The 21,706-nt window shown below is 72.4% G+C and carries 20 protein-coding genes; 3 read left to right on the top strand and 17 right to left on the bottom strand.

From position 1 onward, the window contains the following. Positions 1 to 150: 150 nt before the first annotated feature. The 4 genes from A3IG_RS0125965 to leuA form a co-directional block, all read right to left on the bottom strand. Positions 151 to 966, bottom strand: a complete 816-nt coding sequence (locus A3IG_RS0125965; RefSeq protein ID WP_018386511.1) for an isoprenyl transferase — start codon at positions 964 to 966, stop codon at positions 151 to 153. Between the two features lie 3 nt (positions 967 to 969). Then, entirely contained in the window at positions 970 to 1,716 is a 747-nt protein-coding gene (gene recO / locus A3IG_RS0125960) for a DNA repair protein RecO (RefSeq protein ID WP_018386510.1), read from the bottom strand. 289 nt (positions 1,717 to 2,005) lie between these two features. After that, entirely contained in the window at positions 2,006 to 2,701 is a 696-nt protein-coding gene (locus tag A3IG_RS0125955; protein ID WP_026220678.1) for a TerB family tellurite resistance protein, read from the bottom strand. Positions 2,702 to 2,941: 240 nt separating this feature from the next. Further along, positions 2,942 to 4,714 (bottom strand): 2-isopropylmalate synthase, encoded by a 1,773-nt coding sequence (leuA, locus tag A3IG_RS0125950; protein ID WP_018386508.1) that lies wholly within the window; start codon positions 4,712 to 4,714, stop codon positions 2,942 to 2,944. Between the two features lie 363 nt (positions 4,715 to 5,077). Here leuA and A3IG_RS0125945 point away from each other — a divergent pair, with 363 nt between their 5' ends. Further along, a complete protein-coding gene (locus A3IG_RS0125945; protein ID WP_018386507.1) occupies positions 5,078 to 6,196 on the top strand; it encodes a M4 family metallopeptidase in 1,119 nt (372 codons plus the stop codon). A gap of 27 nt (positions 6,197 to 6,223) precedes the next feature. Then, a complete protein-coding gene (locus A3IG_RS0125940) occupies positions 6,224 to 6,490 on the top strand; it encodes a protealysin inhibitor emfourin (RefSeq protein ID WP_018386506.1) in 267 nt (88 codons plus the stop codon). A 30-nt stretch (positions 6,491 to 6,520) separates the two neighbouring features. Here A3IG_RS0125940 and era read toward each other — a convergent pair whose 3' ends face one another. The 13 genes from era to hrcA all read right to left on the bottom strand — a co-directional run bounded on the left by era (position 6,521) and on the right by hrcA (position 20,803). After that, entirely contained in the window at positions 6,521 to 7,510 is a 990-nt protein-coding gene (era, locus tag A3IG_RS0125935) for a GTPase Era (protein ID WP_018386505.1), read from the bottom strand. 74 nt (positions 7,511 to 7,584) lie between these two features. Further along, entirely contained in the window at positions 7,585 to 7,950 is a 366-nt protein-coding gene (locus tag A3IG_RS0125930) for a hypothetical protein (RefSeq protein ID WP_018386504.1), read from the bottom strand. A 44-nt stretch (positions 7,951 to 7,994) separates the two neighbouring features. Further along, the gene (locus A3IG_RS0125925; protein WP_018386503.1) at positions 7,995 to 9,323 is read right to left on the bottom strand and encodes a hemolysin family protein; all 1,329 of its coding nucleotides are present in this window, start codon (positions 9,321 to 9,323) and stop codon (positions 7,995 to 7,997) included. 76 nt (positions 9,324 to 9,399) lie between these two features. Next, positions 9,400 to 9,867 (bottom strand): rRNA maturation RNase YbeY, encoded by a 468-nt coding sequence (ybeY, locus tag A3IG_RS0125920; RefSeq protein WP_018386502.1) that lies wholly within the window; start codon positions 9,865 to 9,867, stop codon positions 9,400 to 9,402. A gap of 15 nt (positions 9,868 to 9,882) precedes the next feature. After that, positions 9,883 to 10,971 carry a PhoH family protein gene (locus tag A3IG_RS31360; RefSeq protein ID WP_018386501.1) on the bottom strand — a complete coding sequence of 363 codons (1,089 nt, stop codon included), beginning with the start codon at positions 10,969 to 10,971 and terminating at the stop codon, positions 9,883 to 9,885. Between the two features lie 154 nt (positions 10,972 to 11,125). After that, positions 11,126 to 12,097, bottom strand: coding sequence for a ribonuclease Z (locus A3IG_RS31355; RefSeq protein WP_018386500.1), 972 nt, complete (start codon positions 12,095 to 12,097; stop codon positions 11,126 to 11,128). Positions 12,098 to 12,117: 20 nt separating this feature from the next. Then, positions 12,118 to 12,477 carry a histidine triad nucleotide-binding protein gene (locus tag A3IG_RS0125905; RefSeq protein WP_026220676.1) on the bottom strand — a complete coding sequence of 120 codons (360 nt, stop codon included), beginning with the start codon at positions 12,475 to 12,477 and terminating at the stop codon, positions 12,118 to 12,120. 48 nt (positions 12,478 to 12,525) lie between these two features. Then, complete coding sequence (locus A3IG_RS0125900) at positions 12,526 to 15,735, bottom strand: S41 family peptidase (RefSeq protein WP_018386498.1); 3,210 nt, start codon at positions 15,733 to 15,735, stop codon at positions 12,526 to 12,528. A gap of 583 nt (positions 15,736 to 16,318) precedes the next feature. Then, the gene (locus A3IG_RS0125895; RefSeq protein ID WP_157862359.1) at positions 16,319 to 16,696 is read right to left on the bottom strand and encodes a hypothetical protein; all 378 of its coding nucleotides are present in this window, start codon (positions 16,694 to 16,696) and stop codon (positions 16,319 to 16,321) included. A 111-nt stretch (positions 16,697 to 16,807) separates the two neighbouring features. Then, positions 16,808 to 17,557 carry a 16S rRNA (uracil(1498)-N(3))-methyltransferase gene (locus A3IG_RS0125890; protein WP_026220675.1) on the bottom strand — a complete coding sequence of 250 codons (750 nt, stop codon included), beginning with the start codon at positions 17,555 to 17,557 and terminating at the stop codon, positions 16,808 to 16,810. Next, complete coding sequence (locus tag A3IG_RS0125885) at positions 17,554 to 18,621, bottom strand: nitronate monooxygenase (protein ID WP_018386495.1); 1,068 nt, start codon at positions 18,619 to 18,621, stop codon at positions 17,554 to 17,556. The genes A3IG_RS0125890 and A3IG_RS0125885 overlap by 4 nt, the downstream gene beginning before the upstream one ends. Before the next feature lie 25 nt (positions 18,622 to 18,646). Beyond that, the gene (gene dnaJ, locus A3IG_RS0125880) at positions 18,647 to 19,786 is read right to left on the bottom strand and encodes a molecular chaperone DnaJ (protein WP_018386494.1); all 1,140 of its coding nucleotides are present in this window, start codon (positions 19,784 to 19,786) and stop codon (positions 18,647 to 18,649) included. After that, entirely contained in the window at positions 19,787 to 20,803 is a 1,017-nt protein-coding gene (hrcA, locus tag A3IG_RS0125875) for a heat-inducible transcriptional repressor HrcA (protein WP_018386493.1), read from the bottom strand. Between the two features lie 153 nt (positions 20,804 to 20,956). Between hrcA and A3IG_RS0125870 the strand changes: the two genes are divergently transcribed. After that, positions 20,957 to 21,694 carry an MBL fold metallo-hydrolase gene (locus A3IG_RS0125870; protein ID WP_026220673.1) on the top strand — a complete coding sequence of 246 codons (738 nt, stop codon included), beginning with the start codon at positions 20,957 to 20,959 and terminating at the stop codon, positions 21,692 to 21,694. Positions 21,695 to 21,706 lie beyond the last annotated feature (12 nt).

Raw genomic sequence — 21,706 nt, 5'->3', positions numbered from 1 at the left:
CAGCGTACCGGCTCAGGTAGTACTGTGGAAAAGTTTGCGCTTTCATTTACACCGTAAACCGGTGATCGCTGTCACTGGACGAGAAAACCGCGCCCACCCAAGTACGGCGCCGTGCTGGGTGGCCCCCGGGCGCTGCCCGGGGGCCACCAGCTAGGAGTTCCGTGCGGCGGTGGGCAACGTCCCGCCGTAACGGCGGTCCCTGGAGGCGTACTCCTCGCACGCCGCCCACAGGTTCCTGCGGTCGAAGTCCGGCCACAGCACGTCCTGGAACACCATCTCCGCGTACGCCGACTGCCATATCAGGTAGTTGGAGGTCCGCTGCTCACCGGACGGACGGATGAACAGGTCCACGTCCGGCATGTCCGGGTAGTACATGTACCGGGCGAACAGCTTCTCGTTGACCTTGGACGGGTCCACCCTGCCCGCCGCCACATCCCGGGCGAGTGCCTGCGCGGCGTCGGCGACCTCGGCCCGCCCACCGTAGTTGACGCACATGTAGAGCGTCATCAGGTCGTTGTCGCGGGTGTGCTCCTCCGCTATCTGCAACTCGTGGACAACGCTCTTCCACAGCTTGGGCATCCGACCGGCCCAGCGGATGCGCACCCCCATGGCGCCGAGCTCCTCCCGGCGGCGGCGGATCACGTCCCGGTTGAAGTTCATCAGGAAGCGGACCTCGTCCGGTGAACGCTTCCAGTTCTCGGTGGAGAACGCGTACAGGGACAGGTTCCGCACCCCCAGTTCGATGCAGCCCCTGACCACGTCGAGCACCACCGCCTCGCCGACCTTGTGGCCCTCGGTGCGAGGCAGGTTGCGCGCCTTGGCCCACCGGCCGTTCCCGTCCATGACGATCGCCACGTGGCCGGGAACCAGCTCTCCGGGCAGCTTGGGCGGTTGGGCCCCCGAGGGATGCGGTTCGGGCGGCAGGTACTCGCGACGCTGCCGGCTGAGGATCCCACGACGTGCCATGCGCTACTTCTCCACGTATCTCAGGGAGCGGAGACCCCGCTCGAGGTGCCACTGTAGGTAGGCGGCGACCATGCCACTGCCCTCACGGCTGAACCGCGGTTCGCACGCGTCAGCGGTCGCCCAGTCCCCGGCGAGCAGCGCCCCCAGCAGCTCCAGGGACTCCGGCGAGGGTACGACGCTGCCCGGGGGCCGACAATCGCCACAGACGGTGCCCCCGGAGGCGACCGAGAAGAACCTGTTCGGTCCAGGGAGTCCGCACCTGGCGCAGTCGTCGAAGCTGGGCGCGTACCCGTTGACGGCCAGCGAACGCAACAGGAACGCGTCCAGCACCAGACGCGGCTCGTGGGTACCGGCCGCCAGCGTGCGCAGCGCCCCGACCAGCAACAGGTACTGCTGGACGGCCGGCACGCCCTCGCTGTCGGTGAACCGCTCCGCGGTCTCCAGCATCGCCGTCCCCGCCGTGTACCTCTGGTAGTCGCCGACGATCTCGCCGCCGTGCGGGGCTATGGTCTCCACCTGGGTGCACAGCGGCAGCCCACGTCCGAGCAGTTCACTCCCGCGGGCAAAGAACTGCACGTCCACGTGGGAGAACGGTTCCAGGCGAGCACCGAACTTCGACTTGGTGCGGCGCACCCCGCGGGCCACCGCCCGTACCCGGCCGTGCTGCCGGGTGAGCAGGGTGATGATCCGGTCCGCCTCGCCCAGCTTCTGGGTGCGCAGCACCACGCCGTCGTCACGGAACAGGCTCATCCGGCCCACCCCTGGCCGGTTCGCTCGGTTGGCTGGCTCACCCAACCATTGTTCCGCATCCCCAGCCCAGGCGTGCCGCACACCCCGCCCCCGAGACACCAACATCAGCGAGCGAACCCCACCACGCCGCAGCGTCGTGCACCTTCGCCCCGGCGTCGCGAAGACGTGAGCGAGCCAAAGGCCGCTGCCCCTGCCGAAGAGACGAAGACCAGCGACCGAGGAACGAGGGAGCAGGTCTGAGGAACGCCGGCAGGGGCACCCCCAAGCGGCCGGCGGCGAGCGAACACAATCAGAACGGCGTCCGTTCCGCCGCCTCCAGCACCCCCTGCGTCCGCTTCGGAGTCATCAGCAGGCACCGGCCGATCGCGGCGAGCGCGTCCCGTTCCGCCGGGAGGTACGGGCCGTCCGCGAGGGCGATGCGTGCTCCTTGGAGGAGGATGCGCTCGCAGCCCTGCGGGGCGAGGTGTTCGGCCAGTGGCTCGAGCACCTCGTGCAGTTCGATGGAGAGCCAGCTCCCACAGCCGTCGATGGCGTCCTCGTACTCCAGGTAGGCCGGCTCGTCGGTGTCCTCGGCCAGCGCGGTCAGCATGGCGTCCAGCCGTTCCTCGGTGCACTCGGGGAATCCCGCCTCGCGGACCGCCGTGGTGGCGGCGTCCCTGGCCTGGCGGCTCTGTGCGCCTCCGGCGACCAGGACGGCGAGGGCGACGGTGTAGGCGGCGTCACGCAGCATCGCGGAGAACCGGGTACTCGTGGGACGTTCCAGGGCTTCGAGGCCGTAGCGGGTCCGGCATCCGGAGCACTCCACGACCGTGCCCGCGGAGCCGCGGCGCAGCAACGGAACACCCAGCACGGTGAGTCTTCGCGTCCCGCCGCGTCTGCGGTAGCCGCGGTCGCCACCGCACTCCGGGCAGTAGAACTCGCCGTCCGCCTCGGTGCGCCACGCGGTGCGCACGCCCCAGATACACAGGCCCCAAATCTGCACCAAACACTCCCCGCCTCGTACGCTCACCAGCACCGCGGCTGATACCGGGGCGCCGCTGGACAGCAGTCCGATAACGCTTCGGCAACGGTGCCGGTGGCGTGATGGTGCCATACCAAGTGACATCGAGTCAGCACCGCGTGCCCGCAGAGTTCAAGCCAAAACGAGAAGGGCGGCACCCGGTGCCACGTCGGGCACCGGGTGCCGCCCTGCGGTCGTGCCGCCGGTCCAGCCCCGCGGGGAAGGTCAGTCGCCGCGTCGGGAGGCTCGGTTGACCGCGCTCACCGCAGCCTTCAGGGACGCGCGCACGATGTTCGCGTCGATGCCCACGCCCCACAGCACCTCGTCGCCGATGGCGCACTCGATGTAGGCCGCGGCCTGCGCGTCGGCGCCGCCGCTCAGCGTGTGCTCGGCGTAGTCCAGCAGTCGCGCGTCCACGTCGATCGCGGCCAGGGCGTCGAAGAACGCGGCGATGGGGCCGTTCCCGGTCCCGGTCAGCACGGCGGGTTCGCCGTCCACCACGGCCTCGACGGTCAGTGAGTCCCGGCCGTCCACCGTGGTGGACGCCTGGTGGGAGCTGAGCTGGATCCGGCCCCAGGGGCGGTCCGGGGTGGGCAGGTACTCGTCCTGGAACGCCGCCCAGATCTGGGCGGGGGTGACCTCGCCGCCCTCCGCGTCGGTCTTCGCCTGAATGGTCTTGGAGAACTCGATCTGCATCCGCCGGGGCAGCTCCAGTCGGTGTTCGGCCTTCAGCACGTAGGCGACGCCACCCTTGCCCGACTGGGAGTTGACCCGGATCACCGCTTCGTAGGAGCGGCCCACGTCCTTGGGGTCGACCGGCAGGTAGGGCATGTTCCACTGGATCTCGTCCACGGACTGACCGCGGGAGGCCGCCTCGGCCTCCAGCGCCTCGAAGCCCTTCTTGATGGCGTCCTGGTGGGAGCCGGAGAACGCCGTGTAGACCAGGTCGCCCGCATACGGGTGGCGGGGGTGGATCTCCATCTGGTTGCAGTACTCGGCGGTGCGTCGGATCTCGTCGATCCGGGAGAAGTCGATCTGCGGGTCCACCCCCTGGCTGAACAGGTTCATGCCCAGCGTGAGCAGGTCCACGTTCCCCGTCCGCTCTCCCTGGCCGAACAGGCAGCCCTCGACCCGCTCGGCGCCGGCCAGCACGGCCAGCTCGGCGCTCGCCACCGCGGTCCCGCGGTCGTTGTGCGGGTGGGTGGACAGGCAGACGAACTCACGGCGGGAGAGGTTCCTGGACATCCACTCGATCTGGTCGGCGTAGACGTTCGGGGTGGCCCGCTCGATGGTCGCCGGCAGGTTGAGGATGATCTCCCGGCCCTCCTCGGGCTGCCACACGTCCATCACGCCCTCGCAGACCTCCAGGGCGAACTCCAGCTCGGTGTCGATGAAGATCTCCGGCGAGTACTGGTAGCCGAACACGGTCGCGTCGCCCAGCAGCTTCTCCGCGTACCCCATGACCAGCCGGGTGCCCTCGGTGGCGATCGCCTTGGTCGCCTCCCGGTCGTTGCCGAAGACCACCCGGCGGAACACCGGCGAGGTGGCGTTGTACAGGTGGACCGTCGCCCGGGGCGCCCCGACCAGGGACCGCACCGTCCGCTCGATCAGTTCCTCCCGCCCCTGGGTGAGCACCGAGATGGTGACGTCCTCGGGGATGGCGTCCTGCTCGATGATGGAGCGGACGAAGTCGAAGTCGGTCTGGCCCGAGGAGGGGAACCCGACCTCGATCTCCTTGTAGCCCAGGGACACCAGCAGGTCGAACATGGCCCGCTTGCGGACCGGGGACATCGGGTCGATCAGCGCCTGGTTGCCGTCGCGCAGGTCGGTGGAGAGCCAGCGGGGGGCCTTGGTGATCCGCCGGTTGGGCCAGGTCCGGTCGGGCAGCTCGACGGGCTGGAACGGCGCGTACCGGTGGATCGGCATCCCGGAAGGGCGCTGGGTGACGGTGTGCGCGGTGATGGGGGTGGGCCGGCCTACCGGCGGGGTGGAACGCATGGGGCGACGTACTCCTGTGGTCGGGTCTGCTGCGGCCGACGGCGGCGGGCGGGGAGCGCGCAGCGCCGTACTCCGCGGCGAAGGAGTCAGCCTGTTACCGGCCCTCGCCGCGGCAGCTAAGGAGGAGCAGCCCGAAGCGCATGATGGGGTCGAGCCTAGCCGAGCGGCGCCGCGGGCCGAAGCGCACGCCAGCGGCTTCCCACTATCTGGGACGGCGGGTGGACGACGTACGGGCTGCGACTCCGCCGCCCCCTACCCCTCCGCCGCCGGGTGGTACAGCCCCCGTCGTAGTTTTCCACCCCTTTTTAGGAATCATCGCCGGATCGGGTGACAGGCTGTGGCCTTTCTGCCACGTTGGGTGACATGGATGTCAACCCTGTCTTCTGCGGCATCGTCCCGCCCCACCTCCTGGACCGCCTGGCCGACTCGGGCAGCGAAGCGGTCCGCCAGGCCGCCCGCAGCGCGCTGCGCCTGGACGCGGTCCACCGTGACCGACGGATCGGTCTGGTCAGTGCCCCGACGCCGCCCGCCAGGCCCAGGGCCGAGGCCCGGCCCAAGCCCCACCGCGCCATCGGGGACGCCGAGCAGCACCAACGGCTGCCCGGCAGGATCGTCCGCACGGAGGGGGACGGTCCGGTGGCCGACCCCTCGGTGAACCGCGCCTACGAGGGCCTGGGCGACACGTTCAAGCTCTTCCTGGACGCCTTCTCCCGGGACTCCATCGACGGGTCAGGGCTGCGGCTCAACGCCACCGTCCACTACGGCCGCCGTTACATGAACGCCTTCTGGGACGGCGAGCAGATGGTCTTCGGTGACGGCGACGGGGAGATCTTCACCGACTTCACGAAGTCGCTCGACGTGATCGGCCACGAGCTGGCCCACGGCGTCACCCAGTACACCGCCAACCTCGACTACCAGGACCAGTCAGGCGCGCTGAACGAGTCGGTCTCCGACGTGTTCGGCTCGCTGGTGCGCCAGTACGCCCTGGGGCAGACGGCGGCGGAGGCTGACTGGCTGATCGGCGCGGACCTGCTCACCAGCGAGGTGGAGGGCGTGGCGCTGCGTTCCCTGAAGGAGCCCGGGTCCGCGTACGACGACGACGTCCTGGGCAAGGACCCCCAGCCCGGGCACATGGACGACTACGTGGACACCGCCGACGACAACGGCGGCGTGCACATCAACTCCGGCATCCCCAACCGCGCCTTCTACCTGTTCGCCACGGAACTGGGCGGGCACGCCTGGGAACGTCCCGGCCAGGTCTGGTACGACGTGCTGACCGGCGGCGAACTGACCCCGAACGCCGACTTCGCCTCGTTCGCCCGGCTCACCGTGGCCGCCGCCGAGGCCCGTTTCGGGTCGGGCGCCGAGGTCCGCGCGGTGACCGGGGCCTGGTCCCGGGTGGGGGTGCCCACCCGGGGGTCCGACTCCGGGACGACTGTTCCCCACCAAGCGGGGAAGGAGGCCCCGGAACCCACGTCCTGAAGAGGTGGACCGAGGGAAGCTGGAGCCATGCGTATCCAGGTCAGGCGCAGCGGAGGATTCGCCGGCACCACCCGGGAGGCGGCGGTGGACAGCACCGACCGCCCCGACGCCGAGCGGTGGCGGGCCCTGGCCCTGAGGGCCCTCGCCGTGGGCCGGGCGGCACCGCCGCCCGGCGTCCCGGACGGTTTCCGGTACGCCCTGACCGTGGGCGACCGCACGGTGTACTTCGCGGACCCGGAGGTGCCGGAGCCCGCCGCGGAGCTGGTCTCCCTGCTCTTCGGGGCATCCCCCTGACCACGGCGGGCGGGGCGGACCGGAGGGCTCTCAGAAGCCGAGCTTGCGGAGCTGTCTGGGGTCCCGCTGCCAGTCCTTGGCCACCTTCACGTGCAGGTCGAGGAAGACCGGCGTGCCCAGCAGCGCCTCGATCTGGCGGCGGGCCTGGGTGCCGACCTCCTTCAGCCGCGCTCCCTTGGCGCCGATGACGATGCCCTTCTGGCTGGGGCGCTCGATGTAGACGAACGCGTGGATGTCCAGCAGCGGCCTGTCCTCCGGGCGCCCCTGCCGGGGCAGCATCTCCTCCACGACCACGGCGAGCGAGTGCGGGAGCTCGTCCCGGACGCCTTCCAGCGCCGCCTCCCGGATCAGCTCCGCGACCATCACCTGCTCCGGTTCGTCGGTGAGGTCCCCGTCCGGGTACAGCGGCGGTCCCTCCGGCAGCAGCGGCACCAGCAGGTCGGCCAGCAGCCCCACCTGCCGGTCCCGCAGGGCCGACACCGGGACGATCTCGGCCCACTCCAGGCCGGCCTCCTTGCCGAGCCGGTCCACGGCGACCAGGCGTTCCGCCAGGGTCGCGGGGTCCACCAGGTCGGTCTTGGTGACCACAGCGATCTTGGGGGTGCGCCTGACCTCGGCCAGCTCCCCGGCGATGTAGCGGTCCCCGGGGCCGACCCGCTGGTCGGCGGGCAGGCAGAACCCGATCACGTCCACCTCGGCCCAGGTCGACCGGACCAGGTCGTTGAGCCGCTCCCCGAGGAGGGTGCGGGGCTTGTGCAGTCCAGGGGTGTCCACCAGGACGAGTTGGGCGTCCGGGCGGTGGACGATGCCCCGCACGGTGTGCCGGGTGGTCTGCGGACGCCCCGAGGTGATGGCGACCTTGGTGCCGACCAGAGCGTTCGTCAGGGTGGACTTGCCGGCGTTGGGACGGCCGACCAGGCAGGCGAAGCCGGAGCGGTGGACGGCGGGCCGCTCGGTGTCCCCGGACGGGCCGGGGGCACTGGGGTCCTTGGCGGGGCCGGAGGAAGAGGGAACGCTCATGCCCCCATTCTCCCCGACGGCGCGGCCGGTCCCCACCCGCCGACCGGCGACCCCCCGGGCCCGTGACGGACGGTTCACCCTGCGGTCACGGTGGTGTGCACCGTGCCGTCCGCCCCGGCGAGCAGCACCGGGGTGCCCGCGCCCCCGAGGTCACGCACGGCGGCCAGGTCCTCCGGGGCCGCCGTGCCGGAGTCGGTGACCACGGCGACGGCCTCCAGCCCGCGTGCCCCGCTCGAGGCGGCCATGGCCACGGCGGTGCGCACCGCGCTCAGCGGCAGCGAGGGCAGGGTGACGGTCGTGGCCACGTAGGTGCGTCCGGTCTCGTCCCGGACCGCGGCGCCCTCGGCGGCGGCGTTGCGAGCCCGGGCCGAACGGGCCAACGTCACGATCTTGCGGTCCTCCGGGGCGAGTTCGGCGGGGGCCGGGCTCTCGTTGCTCATGCGGTGAGTGTAGGCGCCCGTCCCGGCCGGCCAGGGCCGGCGGGTCAGTCCTCGGCTCCGGACGGGTCCGGTGCCGCGGCCGACCCCTCCGGCGGTTCGGGCTCGGCCTCGGGCTCCCGGCGGACCAGCACGGTGCCGATCTGGTTGCGGCGGCCGGCGACGCTCTCCGCGGTGATCCGGACGCCCTCCACCACGGCGGTGGCCCCCGGGATCGGCACCCGGCCCAGCGCCTTGGCGAGCAGCCCCCCGACGGTCTCCACGTCCTCCTCCTGGATCTCCACCCCGAAAAGGTCGCCGAGGTCGTCGATGTCCAGGCGGGCGGTCACCCGGTACTCGCCGCCGCCGAGGTCCTCCACCGGCGGCAGCTCGCGGTCGTACTCGTCGGTGATCTCCCCGACGATCTCTTCCAGGATGTCCTCGATGGTGACGAGGCCGGCGGTGGCGCCGTACTCGTCCACCACCACCGCGACGTGGCCGCGGTCCCGCTGCATCTCCCGCAGCAGGTCCCCGGCGGGCTTGGTGTCCGGCACGAACACGGCCGGGCGCATCGCGGTGGCGACGGGCTCGCTCTCCGCCTCCCGGTTGATGTGCACCCGGCGGGCCAGGTCCTTGACGTAGACCACCCCCACCACGTCGTCCTCGTTCTCCCCGGTGACCGGAATCCTGGAGAACCCGCTGCGCAAGGCGAGGGTCAGGGCCTGCCGGATGGTCTTGTACCGCTCGATCATCACCAGGTCGGTCCGCGGCACCATCAGCTCCCGGACGATGGTGTCGCCGAGCTCGAACACCGAGTGCACCATCCGGCGCTCGGTGTCCTCGATCAGTGAGTCCTTCTCCGCCAGGTCCACCACGGCGCGCAGCTCCGCCTCGGAGGCGAACGGGCCGTGGCGGAAGCCCTTGCCCGGGGTGAGGGCGTTGCCCAGCAGGATCAGCAGGCGGGGGATCGGCCCCATGATCCGGGCCAGCGGCAGCAGCACGTAGGCCGCCGCGGTGGCGGTGTTCAGCGGGTGCTGACGACCGATGGTGCGCGGGGAGACCCCCACCGCGACGTACGACACCAGCACCATGGCGCCGACCGCGGTGAGCACCACCTTCCAGTTCTCGTCGAACGACTCGGCGCACACCAGGGTGACCAGGACCGCGGCGGCCATCTCGCAGCCGACCCGGACCAGCAGCGCGACGTTGAGGTACCGGGTGGGGTCGGCGGTGACCGCCAGCAGCTTGGCGCCGCCGCGCCGCCCGGCCCGCACCGCCTCCTCGGCCCGCCAGCGGGAGAGCCGGGCGAGCCCGGCCTCCGCGCACGCGGCCAACCAGGCCACCACGACCAACGCCACCGCGGCGGCCAGGTAGCCTCCGGTGACGTCCCCCGCCACCTCAGGCTCCGTCCGGGCCGGGGAGCCCGGGACGACGCCGGGCACGGACGGTGCGTTTCGCGTCCACCGCGGCGGCTCAGTCGTCCTGGGCGGCGCGCTGCGCCCGCCAGGAGTGCAGGATCTCCTGCTGGAGACCGAACATCTCCCGTTCCTCCTCCGGCTCGGCGTGGTCGTAGCCGAGCAGGTGCAGGACGCCGTGCACGGTGAGCAGGTGCAGCTCGTCGTCCATGGTGTGCCCGGCGGCGTCGCCCTGTTTCTTGGCGACCTCGGGACACAGCACGATGTCGCCGAGCAGCCCCTGCGGCGGCTCCTCGTCCTCCTTGCCGGGACGCAGTTCGTCCATCGGGAAGGACAGCACGTCGGTGGGGCCCGGCTCGTCCATCCACTGGATGTGGAGCTGTTCCATCGCGTCGGCGTCCACGAAGATCACCGAGAGCTCGGAGAGCGGGTGGATGCGCATCCGCGCCAGGGCGTGGCGGGCGACGTCGAGCACCAGGTGCTCATCGACCTCCCAGCCGGACTCGTTGTTCACATCGATCGACATGGGGGGTGGCCGGTCTCAGCTCTCGGTGCTCTGGGGACGGGACGACTGTCGGGGGGCGCGGGGCCTGCCGTCGTGGTGCGGGTCCTGGACGCCCTCGACCTCGCGGCTGCGGTGGGCCTCGTAGGCGTCCACGATCCGCCCGACCAGCTTGTGCCGCACCACGTCGGTGCTGGTCAGCATGGAGAAGTGGATGTCCTCGACGCCCTGGAGGATGTCCTGGACCTGGCGCAGCCCGCTCTTGGTGCTGCCGGGCAGGTCCACCTGGGTCACGTCGCCGGTGATCACGATCTTGGAGTCGAAGCCCAGCCGGGTCAGGAACATCTTCATCTGTTCCGTGCTGGTGTTCTGGGCCTCGTCCAGGATGATGAACGCGTCGTTGAGGGTCCGCCCGCGCATGTAGGCAAGCGGCGCGACCTCGATGGTGCCCGCCGCCATCAGCCGGGGGATGGAGTCCGGATCGACCATGTCGTGCAACGCGTCGTACAGCGGACGCAGGTACGGGTCGATCTTCTCGTAGAGCGTGCCGGGCAGGAACCCGAGCCGCTCACCGGCCTCCACCGCGGGACGGGTGAGGATGATCCGGTTGACCTGCTTGGCCTGGAGCGCCTGGACGGCCTTCGCCATGGCCAGGTAGGTCTTGCCGGTGCCGGCGGGCCCGATGCCGAAGACGACCGTGTGCTTGTCGATCGCGTCGACGTACCGCTTCTGGTTGAGCGTCTTCGGGCGGATGGTCCGGCCCCGGTTCGACAGGATGTTGGCGGTCAGGACCTCTGCGGGACGCTCGGTCTGGCCGCCCTCCTGCGCCTGGCGGAGCATCGCGATGGACCGCTCCACCGAGTCCTCCGTCATGGGCTGGCCGGTGCGCAGCACCAGCATCATCTCGTCGAAGAGGCGCTGGACCAGGGCGACCTCCGCCGGGTCTCCGGTCGCGCTGACCTCGTTGCCACGGACGTGGATGTCGGTGGCGGGGAACGACTCCTCGATCACGCGCAGCAGTGCGTCACCGGAGCCGAGGACGGTCACCATGGGGTGTTTGGCAGGCACCACGATGCGGGCGTGGGCCTGGTGCGCGGACCCGGTCCGCGAGGGCGATGTCTGAGTCATGGGTCGGCCACGGGGGCCAGCTCATCCCGATTCTCTCTCGAGGGCTGTGACACTGGCCATGGTAACCGGCGGCGACCTCCCGGGCGCGAACGCTTTTACCCCACCGGCCGCCGGTCCCGCACCCGCCGGGGGACCCGCCCCCGAGGGGCGCCGGTCAGGCTCCGGTCCGTGACGGACCCGTGGCACCCGGTACCGCGGACGTGCCCGCCGCGGGGGGCCGGCGGCGGGGCAGCGGCACCCGCGTCAGGTCGGCCGCCACGGTGATCGGCCCGGTGAAGTGGGCGCGGGCCTCGGCGAGGAACCCGGCCGGGTCCGGGTAACGCTGCGAGAAGTGGGTGAGCACCAGGTGCCGCGCCCCCGCCTCGGCGGCCACCCGCGCGGCCTGGGCCGCGGTCAGGTGCCCGTACTCGGTGGCGAGGTCCGCGTCCTGCTCCAGGAACGTGGACTCGATCACCAGCAGGTCAGCGCCCTCGGCCAGGGCGAAGGCCCCGTCGCAGAGCCGGGTGTCCATGACGAACGCGAACCGCTGCCCCCGGCGGACCGCGCTGACCTGGTCCAGGGTGACGGTGTGACCGTCCGGTGCGACCACCTCGCCGGCGCTGGCCAACCGCCCGACCGCCGGGCCGGCGAGGCCGTGGGCGGCCAGCGCCTCCGGGAGCATCCGGCGGCCGTCCGGCTCGACGATCCGGTAGCCGAAGGAGTCCACCGGATGGTCCAGCCGGCGCGCCCACAGGGTGAACGCCCCGGTGTCCTCGAGCAGCCCCTCCTGGTGCACCGGGGCGCCGCGCACCTCCGCGACCTGGTGGTAGGCCGTGGCGTGGAGCAGCCGGTCGAAGAACACCTGCCCGGTCGCCGGGTAGTGCGCGGTGACCGGGTGCGGCACCCGGTCGAGGCTCAGCCGCTGCACCACCCCGGCGAGTCCCAGGCTGTGGTCCCCGTGGAAGTGGGTGACGCAGATCCTGGTGAGGTCGCTGGCGGCCACCCCGGCGAGCAGCATCTGGCGCTGGGTGCCCTCACCGGGGTCGAACAGGATGCCCTCGCCGTCCCACCGCAGCAGGTAGCCGTTGTGGTTCCGGTGCCGGGTGGGCACCTGGCTCGCCGTGCCCAGGACGACGAGTTCACGCATCGTGACCGCCGGTGCCGCGGCTAGCCGGGAGGCCAGGTCAGGCCGCGGCCCCCGAGCACGTGGGCGTGCGCGTGGAACACGGTCTGCCCGGCCCCGCTGCCGGTGTTGAGGACGATCCGGTAGCCGCTGGAGTCCAGCTTCTCGTCGTCGGCGACCGCACCGGCCTCCCGGAGCACGTCCGCCGCCACTCCCGGCTCGGCGGCTGCCAGGGTGGCCGCGTCCGGGTAGTGGACCTTGGGGATGACCAGGACGTGGGTCGGTGCCTGCGGGTTTATGTCGCGGAACGCCACGGTGGTCTCGGTCTCCCGGACCACCGTCGCCGGCACCTCTCCTGAAACGATCTTGCAGAACAGACAGTCCGGCTGCCTCTCACCGGCCACGGACAACACTCCCTCTCAACGCCGACGGTGGATGGTAACGGTGCCGGGTCACCCGAGCTCCGGCAGTTCGGGCGGGGCCGCGGCGGGCTGCCTCGCCAGGGTCTCCAGGGCCAGTTCGATCGCCTTGTCGAGCTGCGGGTCACGCCCGGCCGCGTAGTCCTGCGGGGTGCACACCACCTCGACGTCCGGGTCCACGCCGTGGTTCTCCACGTCCCAGCCGTAGCCCTCCAGCCAGGTGCTGTACTTCGGCTGGGTCACGCCGGTGCCGTCCACCAGGGAGTAGCGGGAGTCGATCCCGATCACCCCGCCCCAGGTGCGCACCCCCACCACCGGACCGAGGCCCAGCGCCTGGATCGCCGCGTTGACCATGTCACCGTCCGAGCCGGAGAACTCGTCGGCCACCGCCACGATCGGCCCGCGCGGGGCGTCCAGCGGGTAGCTCGACGGCCGCATGCCACGCGGCACGTCCCAGCCGACGATCCGACGGGCCAGCTTCTCGATGACCAACTGCGAGGTGTGGCCGCCCCGGTTCTCCCTGACGTCCACCACCAGACCCTCCCTGGCCACCTCCACCCGCAGGTCGCGGTGGAGCTGCGCCCAGCCCGAGCCGACCATGTCCGGAACGTGCAGGTAACCGATCCGGCCGTCCGACCGCTGGTGGACGTAGGCGCGGCGGCCGGCTACCCAGTCGTGGTAGCGCAGCGGCTCCTCGTCGGCCACCGGCACCACCACCACGTGGCGCGGGTCCCCGCCGTCGGCAGGGCCCACGGTGAGCTCCACGGGGGTGCCCGCGGTCCCCACCAGCAGCGGTCCAGGACCGGTGGCCGGATCGACCGGGCGGCCGTCCACGGCCAGCAGCGCGTCCCCGGCCCGCACCGAGACACCCGGCGCGGTCAGCGGGGAACGGGCCTTGGGGTCGGAGCTCTCCGAGGGCAGGACCCTGGCGACGCGCCACACGCCGTCCTGGTCGCGTTCCAGGTCCGCGCCGAGCAGCCCCTGCCTCCACAGCGCGCTCGCCCGACCCCGGTGGGCCACCACGTAGGCGTGCGAGGTGCCCAGCTCGCCCTGGACCTCCCAGAGCAGGTCCACCAGGTCGTCGTGGGTGGACAGCAGGTCGAGCAGGGGCCGGTACCGGTCCAGGACCCCGTCCCAGTCCACGCCGCCGAGGTCAGGACGCCAGAAGTTGTCCCGCATCAGCCGGCCGGTCTCGTCGAACATCTGTCGCCACTCGCGGACCGGGCGCACGGTGACCCTCACCCGGGAGAGGTCCACGGTGACCTTGTCGTCGGCGTCGGACGGCTTGCGGTCGGACGGCACCACCCGCAGTTTGCCGTCCTGGACCAGCAGCAACCGGGAGCCGTCCCCGGTGACCGCGTAGTCCACCACGTCGTCGGCGAGCTCCTCCAGGCGGTGGGTGGTGAGGTCGAACACCTCGAGGGCCGGCCCCGGGGGTTCCGCGTCGGGGGTGGCCAGGCTCGCTCCCAGCACGCCCTGGAGCGGATGACACAGCCACAGCACCCCGCCCTTGGCCGCGCGCAGGGAAGAGTAGCGGTCGGCCTGGACCGGGAACGGCACTATCCGGTCAGCCAGCCCTTCGAGGTCGACCCGGGTCATCGGGGTCGATTCCTCGCCCTCGCCCCTGGAGCCCTCACGGTTCTCGTCGTCGCTCTTGTCCGAGCTGTCCGCCGGTCGGCCGTGCCGCTGCGGACCGAACGGGGACGGGGTGGCCGCCGCCAGCGTGATCAGGTACGGACGGCAGCCGGCCGGGAACGACAAGTCGAAGGCGTGCGTGTCGTAGACCGGGTCGAAGCTGCGTTCCGACAAGAAGGCGAGGTGCTTCCCGTCCAGGGTGAACGCCGGGGAGAAGTCCCTGAACCGCAGCGGAGTGGCGTCCGCCACGGACAGGTCCGTCACATTGGCCAACCTCACCTGGCGCAGCGGCTCCGGGCCTGGGTGGGACCAGGCCAGCCAGTTGGAGTCCGGCGAGAAGACCAGCCCGTCGGCGTCGCCGTACTCGCTCCGCGCCACCTCCCGCACCTCGCCGGTCTGCGCCTCGACCAGCAGCACCCGTCCGTCGTGGGAGGCGACCGCGATGCGGTGGCCGTCCGGTGAGACGGCCAGGTCGAGCACCCTGCCGAGCTGCCCGGCAGCCAGCCGCCGCGGAGTGGACCCCGGCACGGTGCCGGTGCTCGGGGCGAACTCCAGCGCGTCCGCGCCCTCCGCGTCCGTCACCCACACCACCTGGTCCCCGAGCACCCGCGGCAGCCGGGCGCGCACCTCCGGCCGGTCCGTCAGGACCCGGGCCGGGCCCTCCCGGTGGGTCACCCAGTGCACGGTTCCGCGGACCTCGACCGCGCTCCCCCGGCCCGTCCGGTCCGGGGCCACCCCGCCGAGGTACCGGTTGGGGCGCACCGGGTACGGGGTCAGGTCCACCCGGGACCCCCCGGTCCTCGGGTCCAGACGCCGCGGAGCGGCACCCGCCAGGTCCTCGACCAGCCACAGCCCGCCCCCGCTGGCGTAGACCACACGGGAGCCGTCGGTGGCGGCGTGCCGGGCGTAGAAGCCGTCGACCGGGGAGTGCCGGCGCAGATCGGACCCGTCGGGAAGACTGGAGTAGAGCGCGCCCACGCCCTCGTGGTCGCTGAGGAAGGCGATCCGGTCACCCACCCACAGCGCGCACTCGATGTTGCCGTCGAGGTCCTGGTGGAGCCGGACGAACTCCCCGTCCCCCTCCCGGTCGATCCACAGCTTGCCCGCGGTCCCGCCCCGGTAGCGCTTCCAGTACGCGGCCTCCCGCCCCATCGTGGCCGAAAGCAGCAAGGTGGCGCCGCCCGGGCCGTAGGCGACGTCACCGACCGGTCCGTGCGGCAACCGGCGCGCCGGGCCGCCGTCGAGCGGAACGGCGTGCGCCCACGTGCGACGGGTGGAGGCCTGCCCGGCCGCGGTGAGCGCCAGCACCTCGGTTTCCGAGGCCCAGCCGCGCACCGAGGTCTGGTAGCCCCCCCAGTGCGTCAGCCGCGTCGCAGGCCCACCCTCCACCGGGGCCACGTGCACCTCGGGTGCGCCGTCCCGGGTGGAAGTCCAGGCGATCCGCGCCCCGTCCGGGGAGAACCTCGGGTGGTCGACCGGCATGTTGTCCGCGCTCACCCGCCAGGCACGGCCCCCGTCGAGCGGAGCGATCCACACGTCGTCCTCGGCGGTGAACGTCAGCAGGCTGCCGTGCAGATGCGGATAGCGGAGGTAACGAGAGTGAGTCACCCGGATACCTTATATTCGGTGTTCGCTCGCCGCCGGGGGCTCTCCTTTTGTGTTCGCTCGCCGCCGGCCGCTTACGGAGCCCCTGCCGGCGCTCCTCGTCGTGCGGCCGCTCGTTCCTCGCGACCTGCTCCTCGTCTCTTGGCAGGGGCAGCGGCCTTTGGCTCGCTCACGTCTACGCGTCGCCGGGGTGCGGGTGCACGACACTGCGGCGCCTCTTTTTGGGTTCGCTCGCCGCCGGCCGCTTTCGGGTGCCCCTGCCGGCGTTCCTCGTCGTGCGGTCGCTCGTTCCTCGCGACCTTCTCTTCGTCTCTTCGGCAGGGGCGCGGTCCGCGGCGCCAGCCGCATGGTGTCACTGCGGCTCGCTCACGTCTCCGCGACGCCGGGGTGGGGGTGCACGACACTGCGGCGCCTTGCTGGGGTTCGCTCGCCGCCGGCCGCCTTTGGGGAGCCCCTGCCGGCGCTCCTCAGCCCGCTCCCCCCGCGCGGCGCCAGCCGCATGATGTGGGAGCCCTCGGCCGCCGGGCCTCGTCACTTGGCAGGGGCGCGGTCCGCGGCGCCGGCCGCATGGTGTCGCTGGGCGGGGCTAGTGGGTGGCGCAGTCGCCGAGGGCGTTGAGGTCGAAGACCGTGCGGGTGCCCACCACCGCCTTGAGGGCGCCGCGGACGCAGTCGCCGCCCTCGTCGCTCACCGTGCCGGTGATCCTGATCTTCCGGTTGTCGTCGGTCTCCCCGGTGCAGACCACCGAGACCCGGTCCTCGGCGTCCTGGTGGGAGGTGTCGCAGTCCATCCCGTCGAGTTCGACCCCGGCGTCCCGCAGCCGGTCCGAGCCGAGCTTGTCCACGGCGAGCTCCACCGCTGCCTCGGTGAGTTCCTCCTCGGCCTCGTCACAGGCGACCAGGGCCGGCCCGAAGGCGACGAGGAGTCCGGTCAGCGACACTGCCATCCATCTGTGTGCTCCCATGTCCTTCAGCGTGCCGACCAGGTCCTGGAGGCGCATCGGGCACGGGCAGGACCGGGTGGTGACGGGTCTACACCTTGCGACGGACCGTCATCCCGGGGCCGCTATGGGGGATCAGGCCCACCGTCCCGTACGGGTGAACACCGAGGCGGCGGCGGCCACCCCGGCCGTGGAGGTGCGCAGCACGCTGGGTCCGAGGCGGTGGGGACGGGCCCCGGCCGCGGCGAACGTCGCGACCTCCTCCTCCGTCAGCCCGCCCTCGGGGCCCACCACCAGCACGATCGAGCCCCGCGCCGGCAGGGGGGCGGTGGCCAGGGGGGCGGCGCCCTCCTCGTGCAGGACCACCCCGAGGTCGGCGGTGGCCAACAGCTCGGAAACCTGATCCGTCGTCATCAGCTCGTGCACCGTTGGGAACCGGAGCCTGCGGGCCTGCTTGCCGGCCTCGCGGGCGGAGGCGCGCCAGCGGGCGAGCGACTTGGCCGCCCGCTCCCCCCGCCACTGGGTGACGCACCTGGACGCCGACCAGGGCACGACGGCGTCCACCCCGACCTCGGTCATGGTCTCCACCGCCAGTTCCCCACGGTCCCCCTTGGGCAGGGCCTGGACCACGGTCAGGCGCAGCGGTGCCTCGGGCTCGGCTGTCCGCTCGAGCACGACGGCGTGCAGGGTGTCCTTGCCCTCGACGGCGGCGACCCGGGTCCTGGCGCCGTTGCCCGCGCCGTCGGTGAGCACGACCTCCTCCCCCACCCGGAGCCGACGCACCGAGACGGCGTGCCGTCCCTCCGCGCCGTCCACCAGCAGCGTGTCCCCGGGCCCCGCGGCGGCCAGTCGTTCCGTGGGGACCAGGAAGACCGGGGCGCTCAGCGGTCCCACCCCCTGCGGGCCGCGGCGATCTCCTCGACCAGGGTCCCCACCAGTTCCCCGGCCGGCAGGTCGCGGGCCAGCCGGTGGCCCTGGCCGGCCCACAGCGCCATCGCCTGGGGGTCCCCCGCCTCGGCGGCGGCCCTGCGCAGCGGCGCGATGACGTGGTGCACCTGCGGGTAGGCGGCGGGCGCCCGCCGGCCGTGCTCGCGCAGGAAGCGGTTGACCAGGCCCCGCGCCGGCCGCCCGGAGAAGGCCCGGGTCAGCTCGGTGTGGGGGAAACCCGGGTCGGTCAGCGCGGCCTTGTGCAGGGGGTGCGCCCCGGACTCAGGGCAGGCCAGGAACGCGGTGCCGAGCTGGGCGGCGCTCGCCCCCGCGGCCAGCACCGCGGCGATCTGCCCGCCCCGCATCAGCCCGCCCGCGGCGATCACCGGGAGGGTCACGGCGTCCCGGACCAGGGCGAGCAGCGCCAGCAGTCCCAGGCCGGCGCCGTCCCGCCCCGCGTCGTCGTGGTGCGTCCCCTGGTGGCCGCCCGCTTCCACGCCCTGTGCGCAGACCGCGTCGGCTCCCGCCCGCTCGGCGGCCACCGCCTCGGCGGGGGTGGTCACGGTGACGACCGTGACCGTGCCGACGCGGCGCAGCGACTCCAGGGTCCGGGCGGAGGGGCAGCCGAAGGTGAAGCTGACCACCGGCACCGGGTCGCGCACCAGCACCGCCACCTTGGCCTGGTAGCCGTCGTCGGCCGGTTGGCCGGGGTCACCGAGCGCGGCTCGGTACCGGGTGGCCTCGCCGTCGAGCCGGTCACGGTAGGCGGTGACCGCTGCGGGGTCGGCGTTGCCCGGCTGCGGCAGGAAGAGGTTCACGCCGAAGGGCCGCCCGGTGAGCTGGCGCAGTCGCTCGATCTCCGCCGCCATCGCCTCGGGGGTCTTGTAGCCCGCCGCCAGGAAGCCGAGACCACCGGCGCGGGAGGTTGCGGCGGCCAGCTCCGGGCCGGAGACCCCGCCGGCCATGGGCGCCTGGACGACCGGATGGGCTGCCAGACCGAGGAATTCGACCATGTGGCCCATGGTGTCACGGCCCCCCGTCCGGGGGTCAGCGGCCGTTGAACGCGTCCTTCAGCCGGGAGAACAGCCCCTGTTGGCCCGGGGCGAACTGGCCCGCTGCCCTCTCCTCGCCGCGGAGCTTGGCCAGCCGACGGATCAGCTCCTCCTGCTCGGGGTCGATGTTGTTCGGCGTCTGCACCTCGACGTGCACGATGAGGTCGCCGCGACCGCCGCCCCGCAGGTGGGTGATGCCGCGCTGGTGCAGGGGGATGGACTGCCCGGACTGGGTGCCGGGGCGGATGTCCACCTCCTCCATCCCGTCCAGGGTCTCCAGCGGCACCTTGGTGCCCAGGGCGGCCGCGGTCATCGGCAGCGTCACCGTGCAGTGCAGGTCGTCACCGCGCCGCTGGAACACCGGGTGCGGGCGCTCGGCGATCTCCACGTAGAGGTCACCGGCGGGGCCTCCGCCCGGGCCGACCTCGCCGCTGCCGGCGAGCTGGATGCGGGTGCCGTTGTCCACGCCCGGCGGGATCTTCACCGTCAGGGTCCTGCGGGAGCGGACCCGGCCGTCGCCCGCGCACTCCGGGCACGGGGTGGGGACCACCGTGCCGAAGCCCTGGCACTGGGGGCACGGACGCGAGGTCATGACCTGGCCGAGGAACGAGCGGGTGACCTGGCTGACCTCCCCGCGGCCCCGGCACATGTCGCAGGTCTGCGCCGAGGTGCCCGGCGCCGCGCCCTCGCCCTCGCAGGTGCCGCAGACCACCGCGGTGTCCACCTGGATGTCCTTGGTGGTGCCGAAAGCGGCCTCGTCCAGCTCCACCTCGAGGCGGATCATCGCGTCCTGGCCGCGGCGGGTCCGGGAGCGGGGGCCGCGCTGGGACGTCGTCCCGAAGAACGCGTCCATGATGTCGCTGAAGCCGCCGAACCCGGCGCCGCCGAAGCCTCCGGCTCCGCCGGCGCCGGCCGTGTTGGACAGCGGGTCCCCGCCGAGGTCGTAGACCTGCTTCTTCTGCGGGTCCGAGAGCACCTCGTAGGCGGCGTTGATCTCCTTGAACCGCTCCTGGGTCTTCGGGTCCGGATTGACGTCCGGGTGGAGCTCCCGGGCAAGTCGACGAAACGCCTTCTTGATCTCGTCCTGGCTCGCGTCACGGCGAACCCCCAGGACCGCGTAGTAGTCCGTGGCCACTTACGACTCCGCCAGGATCTGTCCGACGTAACGTGCCACTGCGCGTACCGCTCCCATCGTTCCGGGGTAATCCATGCGGGTCGGGCCGACCACGCCGAGTTTCGCAACCGCCTCGTCGCCCGAACCGTAGCCGACCGACACGACGGAGGTGGAGTTCAGTCCCTCATGAGCGTTCTCATGACCGATTCGTACGGTTACTCCGGAGTCTTTTGCCTCGCCCAGCAACTTCAGCAGCACGACCTGTTCCTCCAGGGCTTCGAGCACCGGGCGGATGGTCATCGGGAAGTCGTGGACGAACCGGGTGAGGTTCGCGGTGCCGCCGATCATCAGCCGCTCCTCGGTCTCCTCCCCCAGGGTCTCCAGGAGCGTGGCCAGGACCATGGTGACCATGGGCCGGTCATCCTGCTCGAAGGCCTCCGGCAGGTCCTGGAGGAGCTGAGGCACGTCGGTGAACCGGCGGCCGGCGACCCGGCTGTTCAACCGGGCCCGGAGGTCGGCGAGGGCCACCTCCCCCACGAGGGAGGGGCAGTCCACCATGCGCTGCTCCACCCGACCGGTGTCGGTGATCAGCACCAGCATCAACCGGGCCGGGGCCAGCGCGAGCAGCTCCACGTGGCGCACCGTGGACCTGGTGAGCGACGGGTACTGGACGACGGCGACCTGCCGGGTGAGCTGGGCCAGCAGGCGGACCGTGCGGGCGATCACGTCGTCCAGGTCCACCGCTCCGCCGAGGAAGTTGTGGATGGCCCGGCGCTCCGCCCCGGACATCGGCTTGACCCCGGCCAACCGGTCCACGAACAGCCGGTAGCCCTTGTCGGTGGGGATGCGTCCCGCACTGGTGTGCGGCTGATGGATGAAGCCGTCCTCCTCGAGCGCCGCCATGTCGTTGCGGACCGTCGCGGGAGACACTCCCAAGTTGTGACGCTCGGTGAGTGCCTTGGAACCCACCGGCTCCTCCGTGCCCACATAGTCCTGGACAATGGCGCGGAGCACCTCAAGCCTGCGTTCGCTGAGCATGGCCCACACCTCCAGCCCGTGGTCTTGACCACCAATCGCCTTGGCACTCTGCTCAACCGAGTGCCAACAGACCCGGAGCCAGTGTACGGCCGGGTAGCAACGCTCCGAAATGGCGGACACCGTATCGGGCGCCGCTCGGACTACCGTCGCGGTATGACAGCAGGATGGGACGAGGGCGGCTGGGAGCCGCTGGGGCCTGCCGTGGCACGGCGCCGGCTGCCCGGTCACGACGCGACGGTCGGGGTGGTGGCGGGCGCCCGGGGGGTGCTGGTGATCGACACCGGCGGCTCCCTCCAGGAGGGGGCGGACCTGGCCGCGGCGGTGCGGGCGGCCACCGGACGCGGCGCCGACCACGTCGTCGTCACCCACGGGCACTTCGACCACTGCCTGGGCACGGCCGCCTTCCGCCCGGGTCCCGACACCCCGGACGGGGCGGCGGTGTACGGGCAACGGGGCCTGGTCGGCGCGCTGGTGCCGCAGGAACTGGCGGCGGACGCGGTGCGGTACGGCGTCGATCCCGCGGTGGCCCGGGCGGCCGTCCGGGCGCTGGTCCCGCCCGACCACCTGGTGGACGACGAGCTGGAGCTGGACCTGGGCGGGCTGGCCGTGCGCCTGGTCCACCCGGGCCCGGGGCACACCGACCACGACCTGGCGGTGGTGGTGCGCGGCGGCCCCACGCCCGTGGTGTTCTGCGGCGACCTGGTGGAGGAGTCCGGGCCGCCGCAGGCCGGTCCCGACGCGGTGCCCGGTGGCTGGCCGGCCGCCCTGGACCGGCTGCTCGCCGAGGGCGGCCCCGGCGCCGTCTACGTACCGGGCCACGGCGCGGTGGTGGACGCCGCCTTCGTCGGGGCCCAGCGCGACGCCCTGGCCCGGCGCTTCGGCACGGCGTGACGGCCCCGGGCG

It is taken from the genome of Wenjunlia vitaminophila DSM 41686, assembly GCF_000380165.1.
In the GTDB taxonomy this organism is placed as follows: domain Bacteria; phylum Actinomycetota; class Actinomycetes; order Streptomycetales; family Streptomycetaceae; genus Wenjunlia; species Wenjunlia vitaminophila.
This window is presented reverse-complemented; position numbering and strand designations above follow the sequence as displayed.